This is a genomic window from Burkholderia sp. GW821-FHT14F03, assembly GCF_058803765.1.
The window spans coordinates 14,940-33,146 of the sequence record NZ_JBXAPG010000063.1 but is presented as its reverse complement, the minus strand read 5'-3'; the positions used below and the strand labels follow the sequence as shown (position 1 = coordinate 33,146).

Here is an 18,207-nt window from a genome sequence, read left to right as displayed (position 1 = left end):
GGGTGCGGAGATGTGTAGAAGACACAGGGCCGCGCCCGCGCGGCGGCCGCGCCGCTTGAGCAGCCAGGCCCCGCCGAGCATCAGCGCGGCCAGCGCGAGGAAGTACGCCACCGGAAAGCCCGGCAGCACCGCGAACACCAGCAGCACCGCGCCCGCGAGCCACAGGGCCTGGGGCTGCCGGCCGATCTGCTCGGTCAGGTCCGCCGCGAGCGACTGGCGGACCTCGCCGGGCACGCGCGTGACGATGATGCCCGCCGTGATCGAAATCAGCAGGGCGGGAATCTGTCCGATCAGGCCGTCGCCGATCGACAGGATCGCGTAGGTCGACATCGCCTCGCTCGCGCTCATGCCGTGCATGAACACGCCGACCGCCGTGCCCCCCAGGATGTTGACGAGGATGATGATGATGCCGGCGATGGCGTCGCCCTTGACGAACTTCATCGCGCCGTCCATCGCGCCGTACAGCTGGCTTTCCTTCTGGACGAGGCCGCGCTGGCGGCGCGCCTCGTTGGCGTCGATGATGCCGGCGCGCATGTCGCCGTCGATGCTCATCTGCTTGCCGGGCATGCCGTCGAGCGAGAAGCGCGCGCCGACCTCGGCGACGCGCTCCGAGCCCTTCGTGATGACGATGAACTGGACGATCGTGATGATCACGAACACGATCAGCCCGACGCCGAGATTGCCGCCCACGGCGAAGCTGCCGAAGGTGTAGACGATCTCGCCCGCGTCGGCCTGCAGCAGGATCAGGCGGGTGGTGCTGATCGTCAGCGCGAGCCGGTACAGCGTCGTGATCAGCAGGACCGACGGGAACGCGGCGAATTCGAGCGGGTCGCGGATGTAGAGCGACATCATCAGCAGGATGATCGCGATCATCAGGTTGAACGCGATCATCAGGTCGATGAGCCCGGTCGGCAGCGGCACGATCATCATGAACACCGCGACGAGCAGCAGCACCGCGAGCGCGATGTCCTGGCGCGACGCGACGATCGCCAGCCAGCGGCTGATCCGGTTCACCGCGCGTCCCCCGCATGCGCGTCGAGCAGGCGGCGCAGCGTGCGATGCGCGTCGAGCCAGGCGCCGACGTCGTGCGCGGCGTCGAGCGTGCAGCTGAGCATCAGGTCGCGGCGCAGCGCGCAGGCCCGCAGGATCAGGCCGCCGTGGCGCGCCGGATCGCAGCGTGCGACAAGTCGTCGCAGGGCGTCGTCGCGGCGCGCGGCGTCGATCGGCCGCGCGACGGACAGCACCAGCCGGGCGCCGACGGCCTCGATGAAGACGCGCAGCGGCGGTTGGGCGAATTCGAGGCGCGAAGCGATGCGCGAGCAGGGCAATTCGAGCAGCCGCAGGAACTGTTCCAGCTTGCGCTCCGTTTGCAAATCCATGCGACTCCTGAAGAAAAAATCCTTCCTCTGCGGAAAGGCACGACGCATCTTCTATAATCACGGCCGCACGAACCATCCGGCGAAGACCTGAAAAGGGCCTGTGCAGCCATGACTCAAGGACTGCGCACGCTGGAATCTTGATGGAAAGAAAACATGCGCCCATTCTGGGAAAAATCGCTGACGGCACGCATCGTCGCGATCCTCTGCTGCGCGATGGTTTCGTTCTGGATGTTGTCCGAAGCAATCAGCTTTTACTACCGCTACACGGGAACGCAAAGCGAACTGCGTGATGTGCTGAGTTGGGAACTGAAGGCGATCGTCGGCCGCGAGAATCGCCGCTTCGACGATGCACAGCGCCATACGCGCGCGCTGCTGTGGGTCTGGAAGACCCTGAACCAGCGCCTGACCACGCTCGATCCCGCGCCCGAACCGTCGCCGCACACGACGTTCGTGCCGTTCCCCGACGCGCGCGGCGACGCGGCGCTCGTCCGGCGCGCGCGGGAGATCCTCGGGATTTTCGGCGACGCGGACCCGGACAGCCGGCGCGACGCGTTCCTGCTGCTGCCGACGGAGGGCATCGTGCTGTATCGCGCGGCGGAAGCCAGCGCCGCCGACATGCAGCGCAAGCTCACGATGCTGATGTCGCTGCGCGGCGCGACGCAAGCGGGCAGTGGCATGCACTGGAGCGACGCGCACCGCGATTCGCACGGCCTCGTGCGGGTGGCCGCCGCCGCGATCGATCGCGAGTCGGGCGTGATGGCCGGGCAGAATCTGCGCATCGGCGATCTGTCGAAGTTCAGCAAGGACCTGCATCTGGATCGCGAGCCGCGTTTCGTGCTGCGCTCCGCGCAGGGCGAGCTGCTGTGGTCGGACGGCGAAGTGCCCGCCGATCTGAATCAGGTGCTGGACCAACTGCCGATGTGCGCGCAGAGCTATTCGCGGCGCGTCAACAATCAGTACGTGGTGTGCATGCCGCTCGACGGCCCGCACTGGCAGCTCGCGGTGATCTTTCCGACGGCGGCCGTCACCGACAAGGTGATGACCCTGCTGCGCCAGACCGTGCCGTGGACGCTCGTGATGCAGCTGTGGCTCATCGTCGTGGTGTTCCAGATCCTGCAATGGCAATTGGGACGGCCGCTCAGGCTGATCGTCGAGACCATCGACGCGCAGCGCGACGGCGACTGGGGCCGCCGGCTGCCCGCGCGCCGCGACGACGAGCTGGGGCGGATCGCGCGCGCGTACAACACCTTGCTCAGCACGCTGAACGCGTATCACAAGACCCTGGAAAACAAGGTCGACGAGCGCACCCGCGAGCTGAACGAAGCGAAGCGCATGGCGGAATCGGCGAATCACCGCAAGAGCGAGCACATCGCCAGCATCAGCCATGAGATCCGCACGCCGCTGAACGGCATCATGGGCGCGCTCGCGCTGCTCGCGCGCAGCCAGCTGCAGCCGCGCCAGCAGGAGCTGGTCGGCGTCGCGCAGCAGTCGTCCGGCTACCTGCTCGGGATCGTCAACAACGTGCTCGACTACTCGCGCATCGAGGCGGGCCACCTGGAGCTGGCCTACGAGCAGACGCAGCTGCTGCCGCTCCTCGATCAGGCGATGCTGACGATCCACCTGCGCGCGAACGAAAAGCACCTCACGCTGTCGACCTTCGTCGCGCCCGACGTGCCGCAGCAGATCTGGCTCGATGCGTTGCGGGTGCGGCAGATCCTGATCAACCTGCTCGGCAACGCGGTCAAGTTCACCGATTTCGGCAGCATCCGCCTCGTCGTCGAGCGGCGCGGCAGCCTGCTCGCGATGATCGTCGAGGATACCGGCAAGGGCATCCCGCCGTCGTATCAGCTCGACATCTTCAAGCCGTTCGTGCAGGTGCGCGCGCACGACAGCGGCAACGGACTGGGCCTGCCGATCGCATCGCGGCTCGCGAACCTGATGAACGGCGAGATCCTGATGAGCAGCCAGCTCGGGCGCGGCACCCGGTTTACCGTGCTGCTGCCCTTGCAGCGCGGCGAGGTCGCGCCGAAGCCGCTCGCGGGCTCCGTGACGGCGCCCGCGACGCTGCATGCGCAATTGCGCAGCTGGGGGATGGAGCCCGTCGACGGCGACAATCCGCTGCTCGCGATGCCGGAGCTGTGCTACCTGCCCGGCAAGCTTCACCGCAGCATCGCGCAGGTGCTGCGCGGCGAGGCCGTGCAGGACGATGCGCGGCCGACGGCGATGTGCCCGTGGGCGCTCAAGGTGCTGGTCGTCGACGACGTCGCCGTCAATCGCGACATCGTCGGCAAGATGCTGCGCGAGCTGGGCCACCAGTGCCAGTCGGCGGCCTCGGGCGAGCGGGCGCTCGCGCTGGGCCGCAACCAGGTGTTCGATCTCGTGCTGATGGACGTGCGGATGCCGGACCTGGACGGGATGGCGACCACGCGCCGCTGGCGCCATGCGGACGAGCGGATCCTCGATGCCGACACGCCGATCGTCGCGCTGACGGCCAATGCGATGCCGGCGGAGCACGAGCGCGCGCGGCAGGCGGGCATGAACGCCTATCTGACCAAGCCCGTGTCGCTCGAGCAGATGGCGGGCACGCTGAACCGGGTGGCCGCCACGCAGCTGGCGCGCGGCATGGAGCTTGCGCCCAATGCGATGGCGAACATACCGCTCCTGGACTGGAACGACCAGATGATGCGCGAGCAGCTGCGCAAGACGCTGAAGGACCTGCACCAGCAGGCGGAAGTGGCGTGGCACGCGAAGGATACGGAAGGCATCCTGAACATCCTGCATTCGCTGAAGGGCTGCGCGGGGCAAGGCGGGCTCGATCTGGTGCGCGAGGGCATCGAGCAGCAGGAGCGGCAGATCCGCTCGGGCCGCTGGGTCAGCCGCCGCGATCTGAGCGACCTGGCTGATCTGATCGCGATTCAGTTCACCTGATGGCCGGCGGCGGCGCGTCCCGTCTCAATTCAGGCCGAGACGGTGCGCCCAGTTCGTGAGGTCCGCCGCGTTGTGGGCGTCGAGCTTGCGCATCAGATTCAGGCGGTGCGTTTCGACCGTCTTGATCGTGATGGTCAGGCGCTCGGCCACGTCGCGGTTGCGGCATCCCTCGGCGATCAGCTTGAGCACCTGACGTTCGCGCGGCGTGAGCGCGACCTCCGCGCGGGCGGCGGACGGCGTGCCGAGCTGCGCGGCGTTCAGCGCCGGGTCGAGCGCGGTATGGCCGCGCCAGACCTTCCACAGCGTCTCCAGCAGCACCTGCTGCGAACTGTTCTTCAGCACGTAGCCGTTCGCGCCCGCGAGCAGCGCCGCGCTGGCGCGATGCTCGGCGGTGTCGGCGGTCATCACGACGATGCCGAGGTCCGACCAGCGGCGGCGCAGCTGATGGATCACATCGATGCCGCTCATCCCGGGCAGGCCGAGATCGAGCAGCACGATATGCGGCGCATGGCGCTGGCACGCCGAATAGACCTCGAGGCCATCCTCGACTTCGGCGACGACCTTCAACGGCGGGGCGGCGTCGAGCAGGTTCTTCAGACCCAACCGCACGACCGGGTGATCTTCGACGATCAGGATGCGGACTTCGGCGGGAATGGCGGTATGAGTGACGACGGGCATGGTGGAGTCAACATGGGATCGAGGGGCGGCCCGCCTCGACTTATTTAGGAATTCAGGTGATCACCGGATCGATCTTATCAAGATTTATCTCAAAAATCTTGATGCATGAATGAAATGATTTCGATGGAATTTCCACCTGCATTGCGGCGTCTGGAAACGGTTTCGGCCGGGGTCTGGCGGCAGGGTCGCTGGTCGATGACGATCGACGGCATCGCCGGCTGGTGCGTGGCTGCGGCGACGCCGCCGGGCTTGTGCGTCGGCTGTCAGGTCGACGTCGCGCCGATCGACGCCCGCTGGCTCGAACAGGCGTGTCTCTGGCTGATGTCGTTGCGCGGCGCAGCGGACGATGCGCTGTGGCTCGACGCCGCGAACACGCTGGTGCTCGTGCGCCGCCACGATGCCGAGGCGGGCGCCGCCGCGCTGCGCGCGAGCCTGGAACAGCAGATCGCGATCGCGCGCTGGCTGGGCGCGCATCATGCGGCGCTCAAGGAAACGCCGCGCGCGGCATGGAGACCGGCATGAACCGGCGCGCCCGCCGTTTGCGCGCCGCGTGGCGCGCGCTCCTCGTCGGCTGCTTGCTGGCGCATGTCGCGCCGGCGCCGGCGAAATCGATTCCGACCGCGGGCATCGCCCCGTTTTTCCTGAGCACGCGCGGTATGAAGTTGTCCGACGTGTTGCGCGACCTCGGCGCGAATTATCGCACGCCGGTGGTGGTCAGCCCGAAGATCGACGGATCGTTCATCGGGTCCGTGGACGCCCGCACGCCGGAGGCGGCGCTCGATCGGCTCGCGCGGCTCTATCAGCTCGCGTGGTACTACGACGGCCTCACGCTGTATGTGTACCGCGCGCAGGAGGTGTCGAGCGCGCTGATCACGCCGGATTATCTGCCGCCGTCGACCTTGATTCCGCAACTGCGCGCGGCAGGGCTGCTCGATGCCCGGCAGTGCTTCGTGCAGGCGATCCCCGCGTCGAACGCCATCGAGGCGCGCGGCGTGCCGATCTGCATCGAGCGCGTCACCCAGTTCGCGAAGCGGCTCGACGAACAGACCATCCACCATGCGCAGAACCAGGAGTCGGTGAAGCTGTTTCCGCTGCAGTACGCCACCGCCACCGACACCCGCTACGCCTACCGGTCGCAGCAGGTGGTCGTGCCGGGCGTGGTGTCGGTCCTGAAAGACATGGCGCAAGGGCGCGCGCTGCCCTTGAAGGACAACCAGGGCCAGCAGCCGGCGAGCGACCGCCTGCTGCCGATGTTCGCCGCCGATGCGCGCCAGAACGCCGTGATCGTGCGTGACAAGGAGACGAACATGAAGCTGTACGGCGACCTGATCGCGCAGCTCGACCGCAAGCCGAAGCTCGTCGAGATCTCGGTCGCGATCATCGATGTCAACGCGCAGGATCTGAGCATGCTCGGCGTCGACTGGTCGGCGTCGGCGCGCATCGGCGGCGGCTCGGTGAGCTTCAACGGCGGCGACACACCGGATGCCGGCAGCTTCTCCACGGTCGTGTCGAACACCGGCCAGTTCATGGTCCGGCTGAGCGCGCTGGAGCAGAACGCGAAGGCGCAGATCCTGTCGCGGCCGTCCGTCGTCACGCTCGACAACATGCAGGCGGTGCTGGATCGCAACATCACGTTCTATACGAAGGTCAGCGCCGAGCGTGTCGCGAAGCTCGAATCGATCTCGACCGGATCGCTGCTGCGGGTCACGCCGCGCGTGATCGGCGATCCCGGCAAACAGGAAATCATGTTGACGTTGATGGTTCAGGACGGCCGGCAGACCGATCCGATCAGCAAGCAGGAACCGCTGCCGCAGACGCTGAACTCGGAGATCGCCACCCATGCGCTGCTCAAGGAAGGGCAGGCGCTGCTGCTCGGCGGCTTCGTGCAGGACGAGCTGAGCGAGGGCGAGCGGAAGATCCCGCTGCTCGGCGACATTCCGCTGCTCGGCAATCTGTTCAAGACGCGCCACAAGAGCCAGCGCCACACGGTGCGGCTGTTCCTGATCAAGGCCGAACCCTGGCTGCAGACATGACGGCGCGCAAGCTCAGATGGCTGAACGGCCCGCTGGCCGGCCACCCGTTCGTGCTGCCCGACGGGCCGCTGCGGATTGGCGGCGCCGACGCGGACCTCGCGCTGGTGCTCGACGACGAGGCGAGCGCCGTGCTGAACGTGGGCGCGGACGGCGTGACGGTGTCGCCGGGCGTGCCGGTGTGGGTCGCGGGGGCACGGTGGGACGCCGCGACGCCGCTGCCGGAGCACGTGGTCGTGGATCTCGCGGGGCTCGCGTTCATCGTGGGCGGCGTCGACGATCCGCTCCCGGTGGCGCTCGTCCCGCCGCGCCATGCCCCGCGCGCGCGGCGTCCGAGCGGCGTGCACGCGGCCGGCGCGCTCGCGTGCGCCGGCCTGTTGGGCGCGCTCGTGCTGGCGTTGTGGCAGCCGGCCCCGGCCCGCGCGCCCGACCTCGACGCCTGGCTCGCCGCGCGGCTGCGCGCGAGCGCGCTGCACGGCCTGCGGGCGACGCGCGAGCCGGACGGCACGGTGGGCTTGAGCGGATCGTGCGCGCTCAGCCAGGCCGTCGAGCAACTGCGCGGCGAACTGCGCGCGCGCGGCGTGCATGTGCGCGATACCAGCCAGTGCGCGGATACGCTGCGCGGCAACGTCAAGGACGTGCTGATGCTGAACGGTTATCGCGACATCGACGTGCGCAGCACGGGTGGGCCGGGTTCGGTCGAGATCCATGGCGCGATCGCGGCCGACGGCCGCTGGCGGCGCGCCGTCACGCAGCTGCAGGCGGTGGCCGGGCTGCGGACCTGGCAGGTGATCAATGACCGCGCGCAACAGTTCGAGCGCTTGCTGGACGCGCTGTCGAAGGCGGACCTGCTCGACGGGGTCGGCGTCTCGCTGGCCGGCCGGACGCTGATGGTGAGCGGCAAGCTCGACGAGGGCAGGACGGCCGCGCTGAACGCGGCGATCGCGGCGTTCAATCGCGCCGGCGCGGATGGCTTCACGGCGATCTACGACGCGATTCCCACCGCCGACGCCGCGCAGTCGCTGTTGCCCGCGCCGGTGGTGACGGTCGGCGGTCAGGCGAACTCGATCTATGTCGTGCTCGCGAACGGCATGCGCCTGCAGGTGGGCGGCGTGCTGCCGAACGGCTATGCGATCGTCGGCTTGAGTCGGCATGCGATCAGCCTGCGCAACGGCGAACATCTGGTGTCGATCCCGCTCGACGTGTGAGGCGAAGAACATTGAGGACAAGGCGATGGTGCGATTGACGAGACTGGAAGACGAACTGGCGGCCGATGTGCGGGGCGAACGGCGGGATGCGTGCGTTGCCTCCCTGCGCCAGGCCGGCGCCGCGGCGCCCGAGCGGGCGGCGACGCCGGAACTGGACGAGGCGCACCGCGCGGCGATCGAGGTGATCGAGCGATTGTGGGCGCGTTATCACAATCGGCCGTGACGCGGCGCGCGGCGCGGCGGCTGCGGATCGATGCCCGTCGCGTGTCGGGGTGCCGACGAATCGCCAAGCAATGGGGTGCATCGTGCGCCTCCGGTCCGGTTCATGTCGATGCGACGCATTCTGGCGATTCGATGCGCTGCGGCTTCGGAAAAGTCGTCCTTTCTGTCGAAAGCGGCGCACTCGCGATAACTGATAGAGGCCGAAAAGATACAGAAGCGGGGTTGATTTTAGGCATCGACAATCGGGCAGGTACTTCATGGCTTATCACGATTGCGAGGTGAACGATGCGCACGATCCAATCCAACCATCCGCCGATTCAATTGCAGGCGCAGATCGAGAACGGTGGGTTGAAGGACATCACCCAGACGAACCGGACGGGTGAAATCACCGCGGTTTCGACGGCCAAGGGCATCACGCTGAACGCGGCGCAGCAACTCGCGCTGACCAACGGCCGGCTGTTCGAGGCGGGCGTCAGCATGGCGGTGCTCGATCGTCCCGGCACGGTCGGCAAGGTGTTCGACACCTACGCGTCGCGCCTGGCCGACGTGCTGGCGCCGGTGTTGACGGGCGACGGCGCGCCCGCGCGCACGGTCCACTTCAACGGCAGCCAGAAGCCGCTCGCCGACGTGTTCAAGGACACGATGCTCACGCCGATGACGGACCCGAAGTCCGACCAGATCGGCCGCAAGACCAGCGAGGGCGGCGAGGGTGCGGCGTGGATCGTCGCGCAGCTGGAGACGCCGCTGATGTCGCCGTCGGGCGAGTACGCGACCGGACAGAATTTCCAGAACCTGCTGACCAAGGTCAAGGCGGTATGCGGTTTCGGCACGACTGTCTGGCAGTTGATGAACCAGCCGGACGCGACGAAGCGCGCACAGAACGAGGCGGTGCTGCGGGACGTGATGAAGCCGCTGGGCGAGGGCGTGGCGAGCCAGTTTGGCGCGCGCTTCGACGAATTCAGGGACGTGATGCGCACGCCGCTGTTCGACGACCCGATCAGCCGGATGCGCAGCGAACGCCAGCCGCTGGACGCGCAGGGCAAGCCGTTTCCCGTCGGATACGAATCCGCGCATCTGCACGGGCTGGGCTTCGGCAACGTCGCGGTCACGGCCGCGGACGGCGATCGGCAGGCGGAGCTGGATCAACTGCTGGGCGCCAAGGTCAACACGGCGGGCGCGAAAGTCTACGCCAACATCAACGGCGCGGCCCGCGACGGCGCGCCGATCGAACCCGGCGCGAGCGGCCTGCCGGAGCGGCCCTTCATGATGGCGTCCGACGAGATCCAGCTCGCGCTCGACAGCCCGCTCATGCATGCGTACCAGAACCTGCTGTTCAGCACCCAGGGCGGCGCCGATCAGACCTTCCACGAAGCGCTGGGCACCCATGCGTTTCCCCACGGCACCGGCGTCAACCGCTGGCAGCCCACCGGCACGTTCGCGGTCGAATCCAACCTGCGCGGCATGCCGTCCGCCGGCGCGCAGTCGGGCGGCACCTGCGACGCGCTGCTGGCGCTCAATACGCTGAGCGACGGGCCGCTCTACGACCGCTTCGACATCGTCGAGCCCGCGACGCTCGGCATCGCTGCGTTCATGAACTTCGGCGGCTATCACACGTTCGCGGAAACGGTTCCGGTCGGCATGGCGATGGCGAACGGCGCAGACGAATTCAATCCGTCGTCCGGCACTGTGTTCCGGGCGGCTGAACGGCTCGCGGAAAACGTTGCGCGGCAGCCGGCGTTGCAGCAGGCGATCGAGACGTCGCGCAATCCACTGACGCTGGATACGCTGCGCGCCGACTTCTTCGGCCCGACCAGCACGGATCTCCAGCACGAGAACCTGTATCAGCGCGTCGCCGGCATGGCGGCGAACTATACGAGCGCGACCGGGGATGTGCTTGCGATCCACGACGCGTACGAGCAGAACCACGGCGCGCTGTGCGAAACGCATCCGGAGCTGCGCCAGATGGGCACGGTCAGCATCCAGACGTCGCGGGTCGATCCCGATCGTCTGGCGTGACAGGCGCATCCGCCGGCGCAGTGAATGGCGCGCGGCGGCGTTCCGGGCGGAAGCGCGGGCGAATCGGCTTGGTCGTTCGCGCCTCGCCGCCCGGCATCGGTACACGAGCTTCATCCCCATCACGTTTCAGAAGGAGCACAGCATGAGAGAAATGTCCGTGCAGGTCGGCGGGGGCAATCGCCTCCCGGTGGACGGGACGCCGGCCGTCGATACGAACAACCGGCCGCAGAGCGCTCAGGTCGATCAGGTATCGCGGCTGCAAGCCATGGTCGAGCGGGTGAAGAGCGAGACGGGCATCGTCCCGTCGCACCTGATCAAGTTGCAGCAATCCGCCGCGGAGCATCGATGTCTGATCGGCATCCGACCGGTCGAACCGATCGCGACGAGCCTCATCGAAAGCGGTCATCCGACCAAGGGCTTTCACATCAAGGGCAAAAGCGCGAACTGGGGGCCGCAGGCGGCGTTCATCTGCGTCGACCAGCGGTGGAGCAAACTCGAGAACAACGCCGAGCGGGTCGCGAAATTCAACGGGCAAGTCGAAAGTTGCCTGCGCGACCAGTATGCGAAGAAGGTTCCGCTCGCCATATCGGGCGCGCGCCTCGATGAACTGCTGGGCATGGGGATGATCGATCGGATCAAGTACGACGCGCAGCGCAATCCGGTCGCGTTCGAAGCCAAGGCACCGAGTGGGAAGATCTATTCATTCGAGGCGAAGCCGCTCGCGACCGGCGATGGGATGCGCTACGCCATCACGCACGAGGGGCGGCCGATCGAGGTGCTGGCGCCGCCGAAGCCGGACGCCAAGCCGCTGACGGCCGACTACGATCTGCTCGTGATCGCCCCGCGGATGGAGGATCTCGGTCCGCAGGACAACGTCCCGGTTCCGGATGTCGCGCACTCGGTCTTCAAGGCGCGCATGGATCGTTACACGTCCCCCGTTCCCGAGCCGCTTCGGGCCGCCTATGGCAATCCGGCGGTTTTCTATGAAAAAGAGGACAAGGAGATCGGCAATGCGTCGCCGAGGATTCGCGCGATGATCCCGATCCTCAATCAGGCCCTGGTCGGCGACGGCGAGCCGGTGATCCATCACAATGCCGACGCGGGCAGTCCTGCGGCGGATCCGGCGGCCAACTATCCCGCCGCGTTCGCGCTACCGGAGCGCATCGGCCGCTTCGATGAAATCTGTATCGTGCACGATGCAGCCGAACTGGCGGAACTGATTGCCGGCGCCAAGAAGCAGGGATTCCATGTTCCGCTCAATCCGCTATGGGAGCCGAACGTGACCAGCGTGCGAAGAGAAGCCTATACAGACGCGCGCGACATGCTGATGGCGCGTCTTCCCAGCAACTGAGCCATCGTTGAACGGGGTGCCCGGCGCATGCGTTCAAGTCGCACCGGGCATCGTGTCTGCTACAAGAGCGCGGCGCCCGATCGCGCGACGGGCATCAAAACCCCGGCCAGTCCCGCATCGCGCCCGCCGCGCCGGCCTCACCCCTGCGCATCGATCAACGCTTCCAGATGCTCGCCGAACGCATCGAGGATCGTCGCGTGCTGGTCGGCGTCGTCGAAGCAGTCGTCCGGCAGCAGCTTCACCAGTTCCATCATGCCTTTCGCGTGGCGATACCGCAGCGATGCATCGGGCACGATCCGCTGTGTCTGCGCATCGAGCCACGCGGCGCTGAGCCAGCTTTGCTCGACGATCTCGAGCAGCGCGGCGATCAGCGCATCGCCGTCGACGCCTGCCGCCCGCAGGCCGTCCGCGCAGCGCGTGCAATGATCCTCGATGCCGAGGAATTGCAGGATCCGCTTGAGATCGGTGATCACGGCGGCCAGCCGCACATCCATCGCGGGCCCCTCGGAAGACAGCTCGAACGCGAGCGCGCGGATCAGCGTCTTCAGCTTGCGCCGCCGGTCGGGCAGCCGGCGGAACTCGTCGAACCATTGCGTCAGGCGGCGTTCGCGCGCGGCGGCGCGCTGATAGAGCTGGCGCAGGTCCGCCAGCCCCGCATGGCCCGCGCGGCCGAACTCCAGATGCGCAAACAGCTGCAATGCCCATGCGTCGCCGCTCAGCACGGTTGCGAGCTGCGCTTCGGCGCGCCGGCGGCGCGCGCCCGCAAGCCTGCCCTCCTCCAGCAGCGCGCCGAGCAGCAGCGCCATTTCGCCGTCGTTCATGCCTGCCGCGCGCATGGCGTCGCCGACGTCCTCGAGTTCGTCGAGCCCCGGAATGCGCCGCCGCAGATCGTCGAGCTGCGCGGCCGACACCGCGCCGATCTGCCGGATCAACTGCTGCAGCATCGCGCGCGTGCGCGGCCGGTCGGTCGAACCGTCGGCCTGCGCGCGACGGGGTTCGCGCAGGCGCGTGCCGACCACGAAGCCGATGTCCTCCAGCGTTTCGGCGAACGACTCGGCGGACACGCCGGTCAGCTCGGGCGGCACGGCGCCGAAATCGTGCGGCAGGTCGGCGAGCGCCTCCTGGGCCAGATCGAGCGCGGAGCCGGCCGGGACGATTTCCCGCGCGAGCGGCGTGGCGGCCGGGCCGGTCGGCGTGGCGGAGGCGGGCCGGACGGCCGCCGGGTCAATGCGGTTCATCATCGTTCGGGGGCGTCGGTGCGCGGGCGGTTGAAGGGGCGGGCAGCAGACGGGACAGCAGCAGGTCGAGATGCAGCCCGGGATTGAAGTGGACGATCGCATAGGGCGATGCGAGACGCGCCTCGTCGGCGCGCAGCGCCGCCTCGACCGTCACGCGCACGCGCGGCGCGTCCCCGAGGGCGGCGCGGATGCGCTCGGCGCTCGCCGCGCTGACTTGCAGCTCGAGCGGCGATGCGCCCTGGTCCCCGGCGAGGCAGGTGCGCACCTGCGCCAGCAGCAACTCGACGGCGTCGCGGTCGCGCAGATAGGGCTCCACGACGCTCGCGACCAGGACCCGGAGCCGGTCGTCGAGATGCATCGCGATCTGCGCTTCCAAGTCGGCCTCGTCGACCAGCCACCGGACGGTCTCGCCGATCAGATTCTCGCGCGCGTGCGCCAGTTCGGCGGCGGCATCCGCCAGTCCCTGCCGGTGAGCGTCCTCGCGGAGCCGATGCGCATCGCGTTCGGCGTCGGCGAGCGTGCTGCGCGCCGCTTCGAGCACGCGCGCGGCGTGCGCCTGCGCGCGCTCGACGATCGACGCCGCGTCGACATAGCCGGCCAGCGTCGCGGCGGGGATCAGCGATTCGACGGGCGCGGGCCCGGGCAGGTAAGTGATGGAGATCGGGAAATCGGTCACAGCAAGCGCCCCATCCTGACGAGCCAATCCGATGCCCGCTCCCGCAGGTTGTCCGCGGGGGCGGCCGGTCCCGGCGGCGATGGCGGCAGCACGGTGCTCAGCAGCCGGGTGGCGACGCATGCGGCGGCGTCCGCGCGCCACCAGCGCGTGCCGGCGCTGCGCAGCGCATCGACGAACGACGGGTCGGGCGCGAGATCCGGCCCGCGAACGGGGCGATCGCGGCACAGGGCGAGGAGCTGCGCGCATCCTTGTTCACCGAGCGGCGCCGCGAGCAAGGTTCGATACGGTTGTGCGAGCAGGTAGTCGGGGCGTCCGTGCGCGAGCAGGCCGAGCGCGACCATCAACGCGTCGAGCCGGGGTTCGAGCGCGACCAGGGCCGCTTGCGAGGCATCGAGCCGGGGCGGCAGCGCCGCGCGCGGAAAACCGCGCCGCGCGACGATCAGCCGGTCGATCGGCGCGCGGCACGCGGGATGCGCGTAGCCGTCCCGCCAGGCGGCGAGGTCCAGCGCTGGCCACCAGCCGGGATGCATTTCCGCGCCGGGCCGCCACGCGAGCGCGTGCAGACGCGACACGGCCGGCGTGATCGCGCTCGGCGTGAAAGCGCTCGGCGTCATGAGGACGCGCCCCGAAGGCGCATCCGCCGATGCCAGCCGTATCCGGCGCCCGCGAGCGCGGCGCACACGGCCAGCGCGGCCAGCACGCCGGCCACGCGCAGCCGCGCCTCCTCGAAACGCCCGGCGAGACCCGGCGCGGCGGCGCTGGGCTGCGCGTAGCGATAATCGGCGGCCTGCACGACGACGCTGACCCGCTCGGGGCTCAGGTTCGGCACGCCCGTGACGACGAGGCTGCGGATTTCCGGCACGCGCGCGGTGAAGTTGTACTCCGGGCTGTACTTGACGAACACCGCCGCCGACGGCGGATCGGGGTTGCGCCGGTCCTGGGCCGCGTCTTCGGCGATCGAGACCTGCGCGTTGATCACGCCGTCCATCGCGCGCAGCATCTTCTCGAGCTGCTGCTCCTTGAGGAACTGGATCTTCGCCTGCTCCTGCGCGGGCGACGTGACGAGCTGGCCGGACGGAAACATCTCCTCCATCGTCGCGAGCTTGCGCGCCGGCAGGCCGTTCTGCCGCAGCAGCTCGACCGCGTTGACGAATTGATCGGGCTCGACCCGGATCGTCACGTTGCCGTCCTTGACCACTTTCTTGTCCGCGTCGATGTGACGCAGCATCAGCAGCGCGAGCATCTGGTTCGCCTCCGCCTCCGGCAGATTGCTGTACAGCTCCGTCTTGCAACCGGCCAGCGCGCACGCGAGCAGGCCGACGCCGAGCCGGCGCACGCTCCGCGCGGTCATTGCATGTTCACCAGCTTGTTGACGCCCTGCGAGACCGCGCCCGCCGCCTTGGCCATCAGGTCGACCTCGATGATCGACCGCAGCATCGTCGATTGCGTCGCGAGCATCTCGAGCGGGCTCGCGAGCGTCGGCTCGGCGTCGCGCGCCGGCGCGAGCGCGCGGTCCACCTGCTGCGACACCTGCTGGAAGTGGTCGACGGCATGGTGTTCGGGCGCTTGCGCGCCCTGCCCGAACAGCGCGCGCGTGAACGCGCTGATCTGGTCGGCGTCGGTGGGTTGCGCGGTGGTCTGCGATTGCAGGACCTGCACGGCGGATTGAGCGGCGCTGACTTCCATCAGGATTCCTTTGAACGGAGCCCGCGCGGCGTGGCGGCGGGCGGCGAGAGCAGGGGGGCGAGCAACTGCGCGTGCTGCGCGCTCGCGCGTTCGAGCAGCCGCGCGGCCGAGCCGCTTCGGCCAAGGCCGATCAGCATCACGGCTTCGAGCGCGAGCCGGTCGTGCGCATCGGGGATCAGCGCGGGCAGCGCCGCGTGGATCGCCCAGGCTTCGCGATGCAGCCCGTGATTGACGGCGGCGAGGCCGGCCTCGACGATCAGGCGGCGCGCATCGGCGGACAGCGGGCTCATATCTTCTGGATGATGCCCGACAGCATGTCCTTGACCGCTTTCAGCACGGCGCTCTGATAGCCGACGAACACCGAATACTGCTGGATCGCGAACTGCGCCTGCAGCATGCTGGCCGGATTGTTGAGATCCGACGCCGACATTTTCGATTCGACGTCGTTGCCGACCTTGTCCACGAGCTGGGACAGCTGTTGATTGACCGATTCGATATCCATGATGCGCCGGAAGTCAGGCCGCCGAGTGCTCGGGCTGCGTGGTCCGCAGCCGGTACTGGGTGGGATTGCAGAGGAAGTGCTTGCGAAAGCTGTCGGTGAAGTGCGCATGGTTCGCGAAGCCGCATTCGAGCGCGATGTCGAGCACCCGCATCGACGTGGCGGTGAGCAGATGCCGCGCATGGCTGAGCCGGCGCTCCAGCAGCCAGCGTTTCGCGGGCATGCCGAACTTCTCGGAAAAGAGGATGTTGAACTTGCGCAGCGGCAGGCCGAAGCCGTCCGCGAAGCGCGCGACGGTCCACGGTTGCAGCGCGTTGGCCTCGACGAAATCGACGAATGCCGTGTCGCCGGCCATCATGTGGTGCAGCAGCCGCGAGAAGTACGCGCGATCGACGCCCAGGCAATACAGGTACACGAAGCGGAGCAAAAGCGGCGGCGACGTGCGGCTCAGCAGGTCCACCATGCGGATCACGGCGACGGGCGCCTCGACGATCCGCAACGGCTCGGGCCAGAAGCGCGCGCGGGGGTCCGGATCGACCAGCTCGGCGATTTCCGCGAACACCTGGCGGAAGTGCGCCGGATAGAAGTCGATCGTCTGGAAATCGGAATCGGCGCCCGCATCGCATAGCGCCGCGTCGGCTTGCGTCATGACGACGCAGTGATCGGGCACGCGGTGATTGGTCCCGGCGGTTCGAATCTGGCCGCCGCAGCAGCCGAACATCATTCGTACAACTTGCATCAGGTCCCCAGCGAATACGTCGTGTCGTTGCGTTGATCGCATGATCGCCGATCCGGCGCTGAAATCCCCTCAGGTCATCACCTGAAACCGCGTGCCGCGGTGGCGCGAGAAAAACGCAACTGCCCGCCGAATTCCGGAAAACACCCCGAACGCCCGCGCCTACGATGGGGGTGTCGGCGCTGCGACATCACGAACACGGCGACGGATGCCTCGACGCACGGACTGCCGGCGCGGACGAGCTCGGAACGAACGCGGCGGGCATCAGGCCGCGCAACCAGGAGTGCAACCACGATGAATCTTGCTATCGAACGTCAAGGGGCGCTGCCCGACGCGGGCCGGTCGTCGGCGTCGTCCGGGGACAGCGGCCGCAACGTGACGAACCCGCATCCGATCGGCGACGGCATCGCGATGATGCTGGTGATCATGGATCTGCTGAGCCGGCAGACGAGCGCGAAGCTCGACGACATGCAGAAGAAGTCGACCATCTCGCGCGATGCGCAGGACATGGCGAACAAGGTGGAAGCCGCGCTCGCGAAGCTCGTCAAGGCGGACGACAAGACGACGCTGGACGACAGCGTGGTCAAGTACCTGCGCGACAACAACGTGCTCGTCAACGACAAGACGATCGATGAATTCCTGGCCGCGCGGGCCGCGCCGGGACACGATCCGGCGAAGTTCGCCGCGATGGTCGCCAAGCTGCAGCAGATGATCGCGCAGTCGGGTCCGGACGGGATGCAGTCGCGCGAATGGCAGGACGTCGTGAGTTACATGGATTCGCTGGGCATCAAGATCGACGGCAAGCGCGTGTGCGACTACATCTGGAGCCTGCCGGAGGTCGATTTTCAATCGGGCCGGAAGATCAGCCTCGATCACATGAAGACGATCCTGGACGCGCTCCAGAATTCGACCGGCCTCGACAAGGCGGACCTGATGTCGGTGAAGGCGGCGCTGGAATCGGTGGCGGGCCGGGCGTCGGATTTCGTGCAGCAGAGCCAGCTCAAGATGCAGCAGCTGATGCAGAACTACAACACGGCGGTGCAGATGATCAACAGCCTGCAAAGCATGCTGGCCGAATCGACCAAGGGCATCGCCTCGGCGATCCGCTGAGCCGCGCATGCCCGAAGCGCTCGCCGGCGACGGCAAGCCGGCGCCAACCGTGTGACCACGACGACGCGTCGTCGAAGGAGGCATCGCATGAAAACCGTAGCGCAGTTGAAAGAGGCAATGGGCGACCTGCAGCGTCGCCGCTCGACCCTGCAGAGGGAAATGGCGGCGTTCGATGCACTGCAGCGCGAGATCGTCAGCCTGCGCCAGCGTTCCCAGGCGGACGGCGAGGCGCGCCGCAAGCTCGAACGGCTCGACGCGCTGATGAAGAACGGCGGCCAGCATCTGGTCGACGCGCTCGTCAAGCAGGCCGGCCAGGCCGAGCGCTGCATGCAGAAGATCGGCGAGGAGTTGCAGCAGCTGGCCGCGCCGGCCGAAGCCGCGCCGCGCGAGGTGCGGCAGGTCGCGAAGTTCCGCCGCGCATTTGTTTGAGCAGTCTCCGAATCACTTTTC

The 18,207-nt window shown here is 68.0% G+C and carries 20 protein-coding genes; 9 read left to right on the top strand and 11 right to left on the bottom strand.

The annotated features are described in order from the left end of the window. Positions 1-1,014, bottom strand: a 1,014-nt coding sequence (locus AC1RQF_RS29925) for an FHIPEP family type III secretion protein (protein WP_492873688.1), incomplete at its 3' end; no start/stop codon positions are given. Next, positions 1,011-1,379: a secretion protein gene (locus AC1RQF_RS29920; RefSeq protein WP_273995627.1), complete on the bottom strand. Its 369-nt coding sequence runs from the start codon at positions 1,377-1,379 to the stop codon at positions 1,011-1,013. The genes AC1RQF_RS29925 and AC1RQF_RS29920, both read right to left, overlap by 4 nt. A gap of 153 nt (positions 1,380-1,532) precedes the next feature. Between AC1RQF_RS29920 and AC1RQF_RS29915 the strand changes: the two genes are divergently transcribed. Further along, positions 1,533-4,307, top strand: coding sequence for a two component system sensor kinase (locus AC1RQF_RS29915; protein ID WP_273995625.1), 2,775 nt, complete (start codon positions 1,533-1,535; stop codon positions 4,305-4,307). Between the two features lie 24 nt (positions 4,308-4,331). On the opposite strand, the gene AC1RQF_RS29910 is transcribed toward AC1RQF_RS29915, so the two are convergent. Continuing rightward, positions 4,332-4,985, bottom strand: a complete 654-nt coding sequence (locus tag AC1RQF_RS29910; RefSeq protein WP_273995623.1) for a two component system response regulator — start codon at positions 4,983-4,985, stop codon at positions 4,332-4,334. Positions 4,986-5,108: 123 nt separating this feature from the next. Between AC1RQF_RS29910 and AC1RQF_RS29905 the strand changes: the two genes are divergently transcribed. The 6 genes from AC1RQF_RS29905 (at position 5,109) to AC1RQF_RS29880 (ending at position 11,812) form a co-directional block, all read left to right on the top strand. Next, positions 5,109-5,507 (top strand): hypothetical protein, encoded by a 399-nt coding sequence (locus AC1RQF_RS29905; protein WP_492873686.1) that lies wholly within the window; start codon positions 5,109-5,111, stop codon positions 5,505-5,507. Then, positions 5,504-7,018: an EscC/YscC/HrcC family type III secretion system outer membrane ring protein gene (locus AC1RQF_RS29900; protein WP_273995621.1), complete on the top strand. Its 1,515-nt coding sequence runs from the start codon at positions 5,504-5,506 to the stop codon at positions 7,016-7,018. Before AC1RQF_RS29905 ends, AC1RQF_RS29900 begins: the two co-directional genes overlap by 4 nt. Continuing rightward, a complete protein-coding gene (sctD, locus tag AC1RQF_RS29895; protein WP_492873684.1) occupies positions 7,015-8,223 on the top strand; it encodes a type III secretion system inner membrane ring subunit SctD in 1,209 nt (402 codons plus the stop codon). Before AC1RQF_RS29900 ends, sctD begins: the two co-directional genes overlap by 4 nt. Positions 8,224-8,248: 25 nt before the next feature. Then, positions 8,249-8,446 carry a hypothetical protein gene (locus AC1RQF_RS29890; protein WP_273995617.1) on the top strand — a complete coding sequence of 66 codons (198 nt, stop codon included), beginning with the start codon at positions 8,249-8,251 and terminating at the stop codon, positions 8,444-8,446. Between the two features lie 284 nt (positions 8,447-8,730). Further along, positions 8,731-10,461, top strand: a complete 1,731-nt coding sequence (locus tag AC1RQF_RS29885; RefSeq protein ID WP_273995616.1) for a hypothetical protein — start codon at positions 8,731-8,733, stop codon at positions 10,459-10,461. Between the two features lie 142 nt (positions 10,462-10,603). After that, complete coding sequence (locus tag AC1RQF_RS29880; RefSeq protein WP_492873692.1) at positions 10,604-11,812, top strand: anthrax toxin-like adenylyl cyclase domain-containing protein; 1,209 nt, start codon at positions 10,604-10,606, stop codon at positions 11,810-11,812. Positions 11,813-11,949: 137 nt separating this feature from the next. On the opposite strand, the gene sctW is transcribed toward AC1RQF_RS29880, so the two are convergent. From sctW to AC1RQF_RS29840, 8 genes are read right to left on the bottom strand one after another with little or no spacing between them, the layout of a single operon-like run. After that, positions 11,950-13,050 (bottom strand): type III secretion system gatekeeper subunit SctW, encoded by a 1,101-nt coding sequence (sctW, locus tag AC1RQF_RS29875; RefSeq protein ID WP_492873681.1) that lies wholly within the window; start codon positions 13,048-13,050, stop codon positions 11,950-11,952. Continuing rightward, positions 13,037-13,726 carry an EsaK gene (locus AC1RQF_RS29870; protein ID WP_492873690.1) on the bottom strand — a complete coding sequence of 230 codons (690 nt, stop codon included), beginning with the start codon at positions 13,724-13,726 and terminating at the stop codon, positions 13,037-13,039. Before AC1RQF_RS29870 ends, sctW begins: the two co-directional genes overlap by 14 nt. Then, on the bottom strand, positions 13,723-14,340 hold the full coding sequence (locus AC1RQF_RS29865) for a type III secretion system domain-containing protein (RefSeq protein ID WP_492873679.1): 618 nt from the start codon (positions 14,338-14,340) through the stop codon (positions 13,723-13,725). Before AC1RQF_RS29865 ends, AC1RQF_RS29870 begins: the two co-directional genes overlap by 4 nt. Continuing rightward, the gene (gene sctJ, locus AC1RQF_RS29860) at positions 14,337-15,077 is read right to left on the bottom strand and encodes a type III secretion system inner membrane ring lipoprotein SctJ (protein WP_273995611.1); all 741 of its coding nucleotides are present in this window, start codon (positions 15,075-15,077) and stop codon (positions 14,337-14,339) included. The genes AC1RQF_RS29865 and sctJ overlap by 4 nt, the downstream gene beginning before the upstream one ends. Beyond that, positions 15,074-15,412 (bottom strand): type III secretion system inner rod subunit SctI, encoded by a 339-nt coding sequence (sctI, locus tag AC1RQF_RS29855; protein ID WP_492873677.1) that lies wholly within the window; start codon positions 15,410-15,412, stop codon positions 15,074-15,076. Before sctI ends, sctJ begins: the two co-directional genes overlap by 4 nt. Beyond that, positions 15,412-15,702 carry an EscG/YscG/SsaH family type III secretion system needle protein co-chaperone gene (locus AC1RQF_RS29850; RefSeq protein ID WP_273995608.1) on the bottom strand — a complete coding sequence of 97 codons (291 nt, stop codon included), beginning with the start codon at positions 15,700-15,702 and terminating at the stop codon, positions 15,412-15,414. The genes sctI and AC1RQF_RS29850 overlap by 1 nt, the downstream gene beginning before the upstream one ends. Then, on the bottom strand, positions 15,699-15,914 hold the full coding sequence (gene sctF / locus AC1RQF_RS29845) for a type III secretion system needle filament subunit SctF (RefSeq protein ID WP_252984963.1): 216 nt from the start codon (positions 15,912-15,914) through the stop codon (positions 15,699-15,701). The genes AC1RQF_RS29850 and sctF overlap by 4 nt, the downstream gene beginning before the upstream one ends. Positions 15,915-15,927: 13 nt before the next feature. Next, a complete protein-coding gene (locus tag AC1RQF_RS29840; RefSeq protein ID WP_273995605.1) occupies positions 15,928-16,650 on the bottom strand; it encodes a helix-turn-helix transcriptional regulator in 723 nt (240 codons plus the stop codon). Positions 16,651-16,941: 291 nt separating this feature from the next. On the opposite strand from AC1RQF_RS29840, the gene AC1RQF_RS29835 reads away from it, so the two are divergent. After that, positions 16,942-17,757, top strand: a complete 816-nt coding sequence (locus AC1RQF_RS29835; protein WP_273995604.1) for a secretion protein EspA — start codon at positions 16,942-16,944, stop codon at positions 17,755-17,757. An 87-nt stretch (positions 17,758-17,844) separates the two neighbouring features. Further along, positions 17,845-18,186 (top strand): hypothetical protein, encoded by a 342-nt coding sequence (locus tag AC1RQF_RS29830; RefSeq protein WP_273995602.1) that lies wholly within the window; start codon positions 17,845-17,847, stop codon positions 18,184-18,186. Positions 18,187-18,207 lie beyond the last annotated feature (21 nt).

What these genes read in the sequence shown, in the direction of transcription:
- AC1RQF_RS29920 (WP_273995627.1), bottom strand. Translation starts at nt 1,379, where the DNA reads ATGGATTTGCAAACGGAGCGCAAGCTGGAACAGTTCCTGCGGCTGCTC.
- AC1RQF_RS29915 (WP_273995625.1), top strand. Translation starts at nt 1,533, where the DNA reads ATGCGCCCATTCTGGGAAAAATCGCTGACGGCACGCATCGTCGCGATC.
- AC1RQF_RS29910 (WP_273995623.1), bottom strand. Translation starts at nt 4,985, where the DNA reads ATGCCCGTCGTCACTCATACCGCCATTCCCGCCGAAGTCCGCATCCTG.
- AC1RQF_RS29905 (WP_492873686.1), top strand. Translation starts at nt 5,109, where the DNA reads ATGGAATTTCCACCTGCATTGCGGCGTCTGGAAACGGTTTCGGCCGGG.
- AC1RQF_RS29900 (WP_273995621.1), top strand. Translation starts at nt 5,504, where the DNA reads ATGAACCGGCGCGCCCGCCGTTTGCGCGCCGCGTGGCGCGCGCTCCTC.
- sctD (WP_492873684.1), top strand. Translation starts at nt 7,015, where the DNA reads ATGACGGCGCGCAAGCTCAGATGGCTGAACGGCCCGCTGGCCGGCCAC.
- AC1RQF_RS29890 (WP_273995617.1), top strand. Translation starts at nt 8,249, where the DNA reads ATGGTGCGATTGACGAGACTGGAAGACGAACTGGCGGCCGATGTGCGG.
- AC1RQF_RS29885 (WP_273995616.1), top strand. Translation starts at nt 8,731, where the DNA reads ATGCGCACGATCCAATCCAACCATCCGCCGATTCAATTGCAGGCGCAG.
- AC1RQF_RS29880 (WP_492873692.1), top strand. Translation starts at nt 10,604, where the DNA reads ATGAGAGAAATGTCCGTGCAGGTCGGCGGGGGCAATCGCCTCCCGGTG.
- sctW (WP_492873681.1), bottom strand. Translation starts at nt 13,050, where the DNA reads ATGAACCGCATTGACCCGGCGGCCGTCCGGCCCGCCTCCGCCACGCCG.
- AC1RQF_RS29865 (WP_492873679.1), bottom strand. Translation starts at nt 14,340, where the DNA reads ATGACGCCGAGCGCTTTCACGCCGAGCGCGATCACGCCGGCCGTGTCG.
- sctJ (WP_273995611.1), bottom strand. Translation starts at nt 15,077, where the DNA reads ATGACCGCGCGGAGCGTGCGCCGGCTCGGCGTCGGCCTGCTCGCGTGC.
- sctI (WP_492873677.1), bottom strand. Translation starts at nt 15,412, where the DNA reads ATGGAAGTCAGCGCCGCTCAATCCGCCGTGCAGGTCCTGCAATCGCAG.
- AC1RQF_RS29850 (WP_273995608.1), bottom strand. Translation starts at nt 15,702, where the DNA reads ATGAGCCCGCTGTCCGCCGATGCGCGCCGCCTGATCGTCGAGGCCGGC.
- sctF (WP_252984963.1), bottom strand. Translation starts at nt 15,914, where the DNA reads ATGGATATCGAATCGGTCAATCAACAGCTGTCCCAGCTCGTGGACAAG.
- AC1RQF_RS29840 (WP_273995605.1), bottom strand. Translation starts at nt 16,650, where the DNA reads ATGCAAGTTGTACGAATGATGTTCGGCTGCTGCGGCGGCCAGATTCGA.
- AC1RQF_RS29835 (WP_273995604.1), top strand. Translation starts at nt 16,942, where the DNA reads ATGAATCTTGCTATCGAACGTCAAGGGGCGCTGCCCGACGCGGGCCGG.
- AC1RQF_RS29830 (WP_273995602.1), top strand. Translation starts at nt 17,845, where the DNA reads ATGAAAACCGTAGCGCAGTTGAAAGAGGCAATGGGCGACCTGCAGCGT.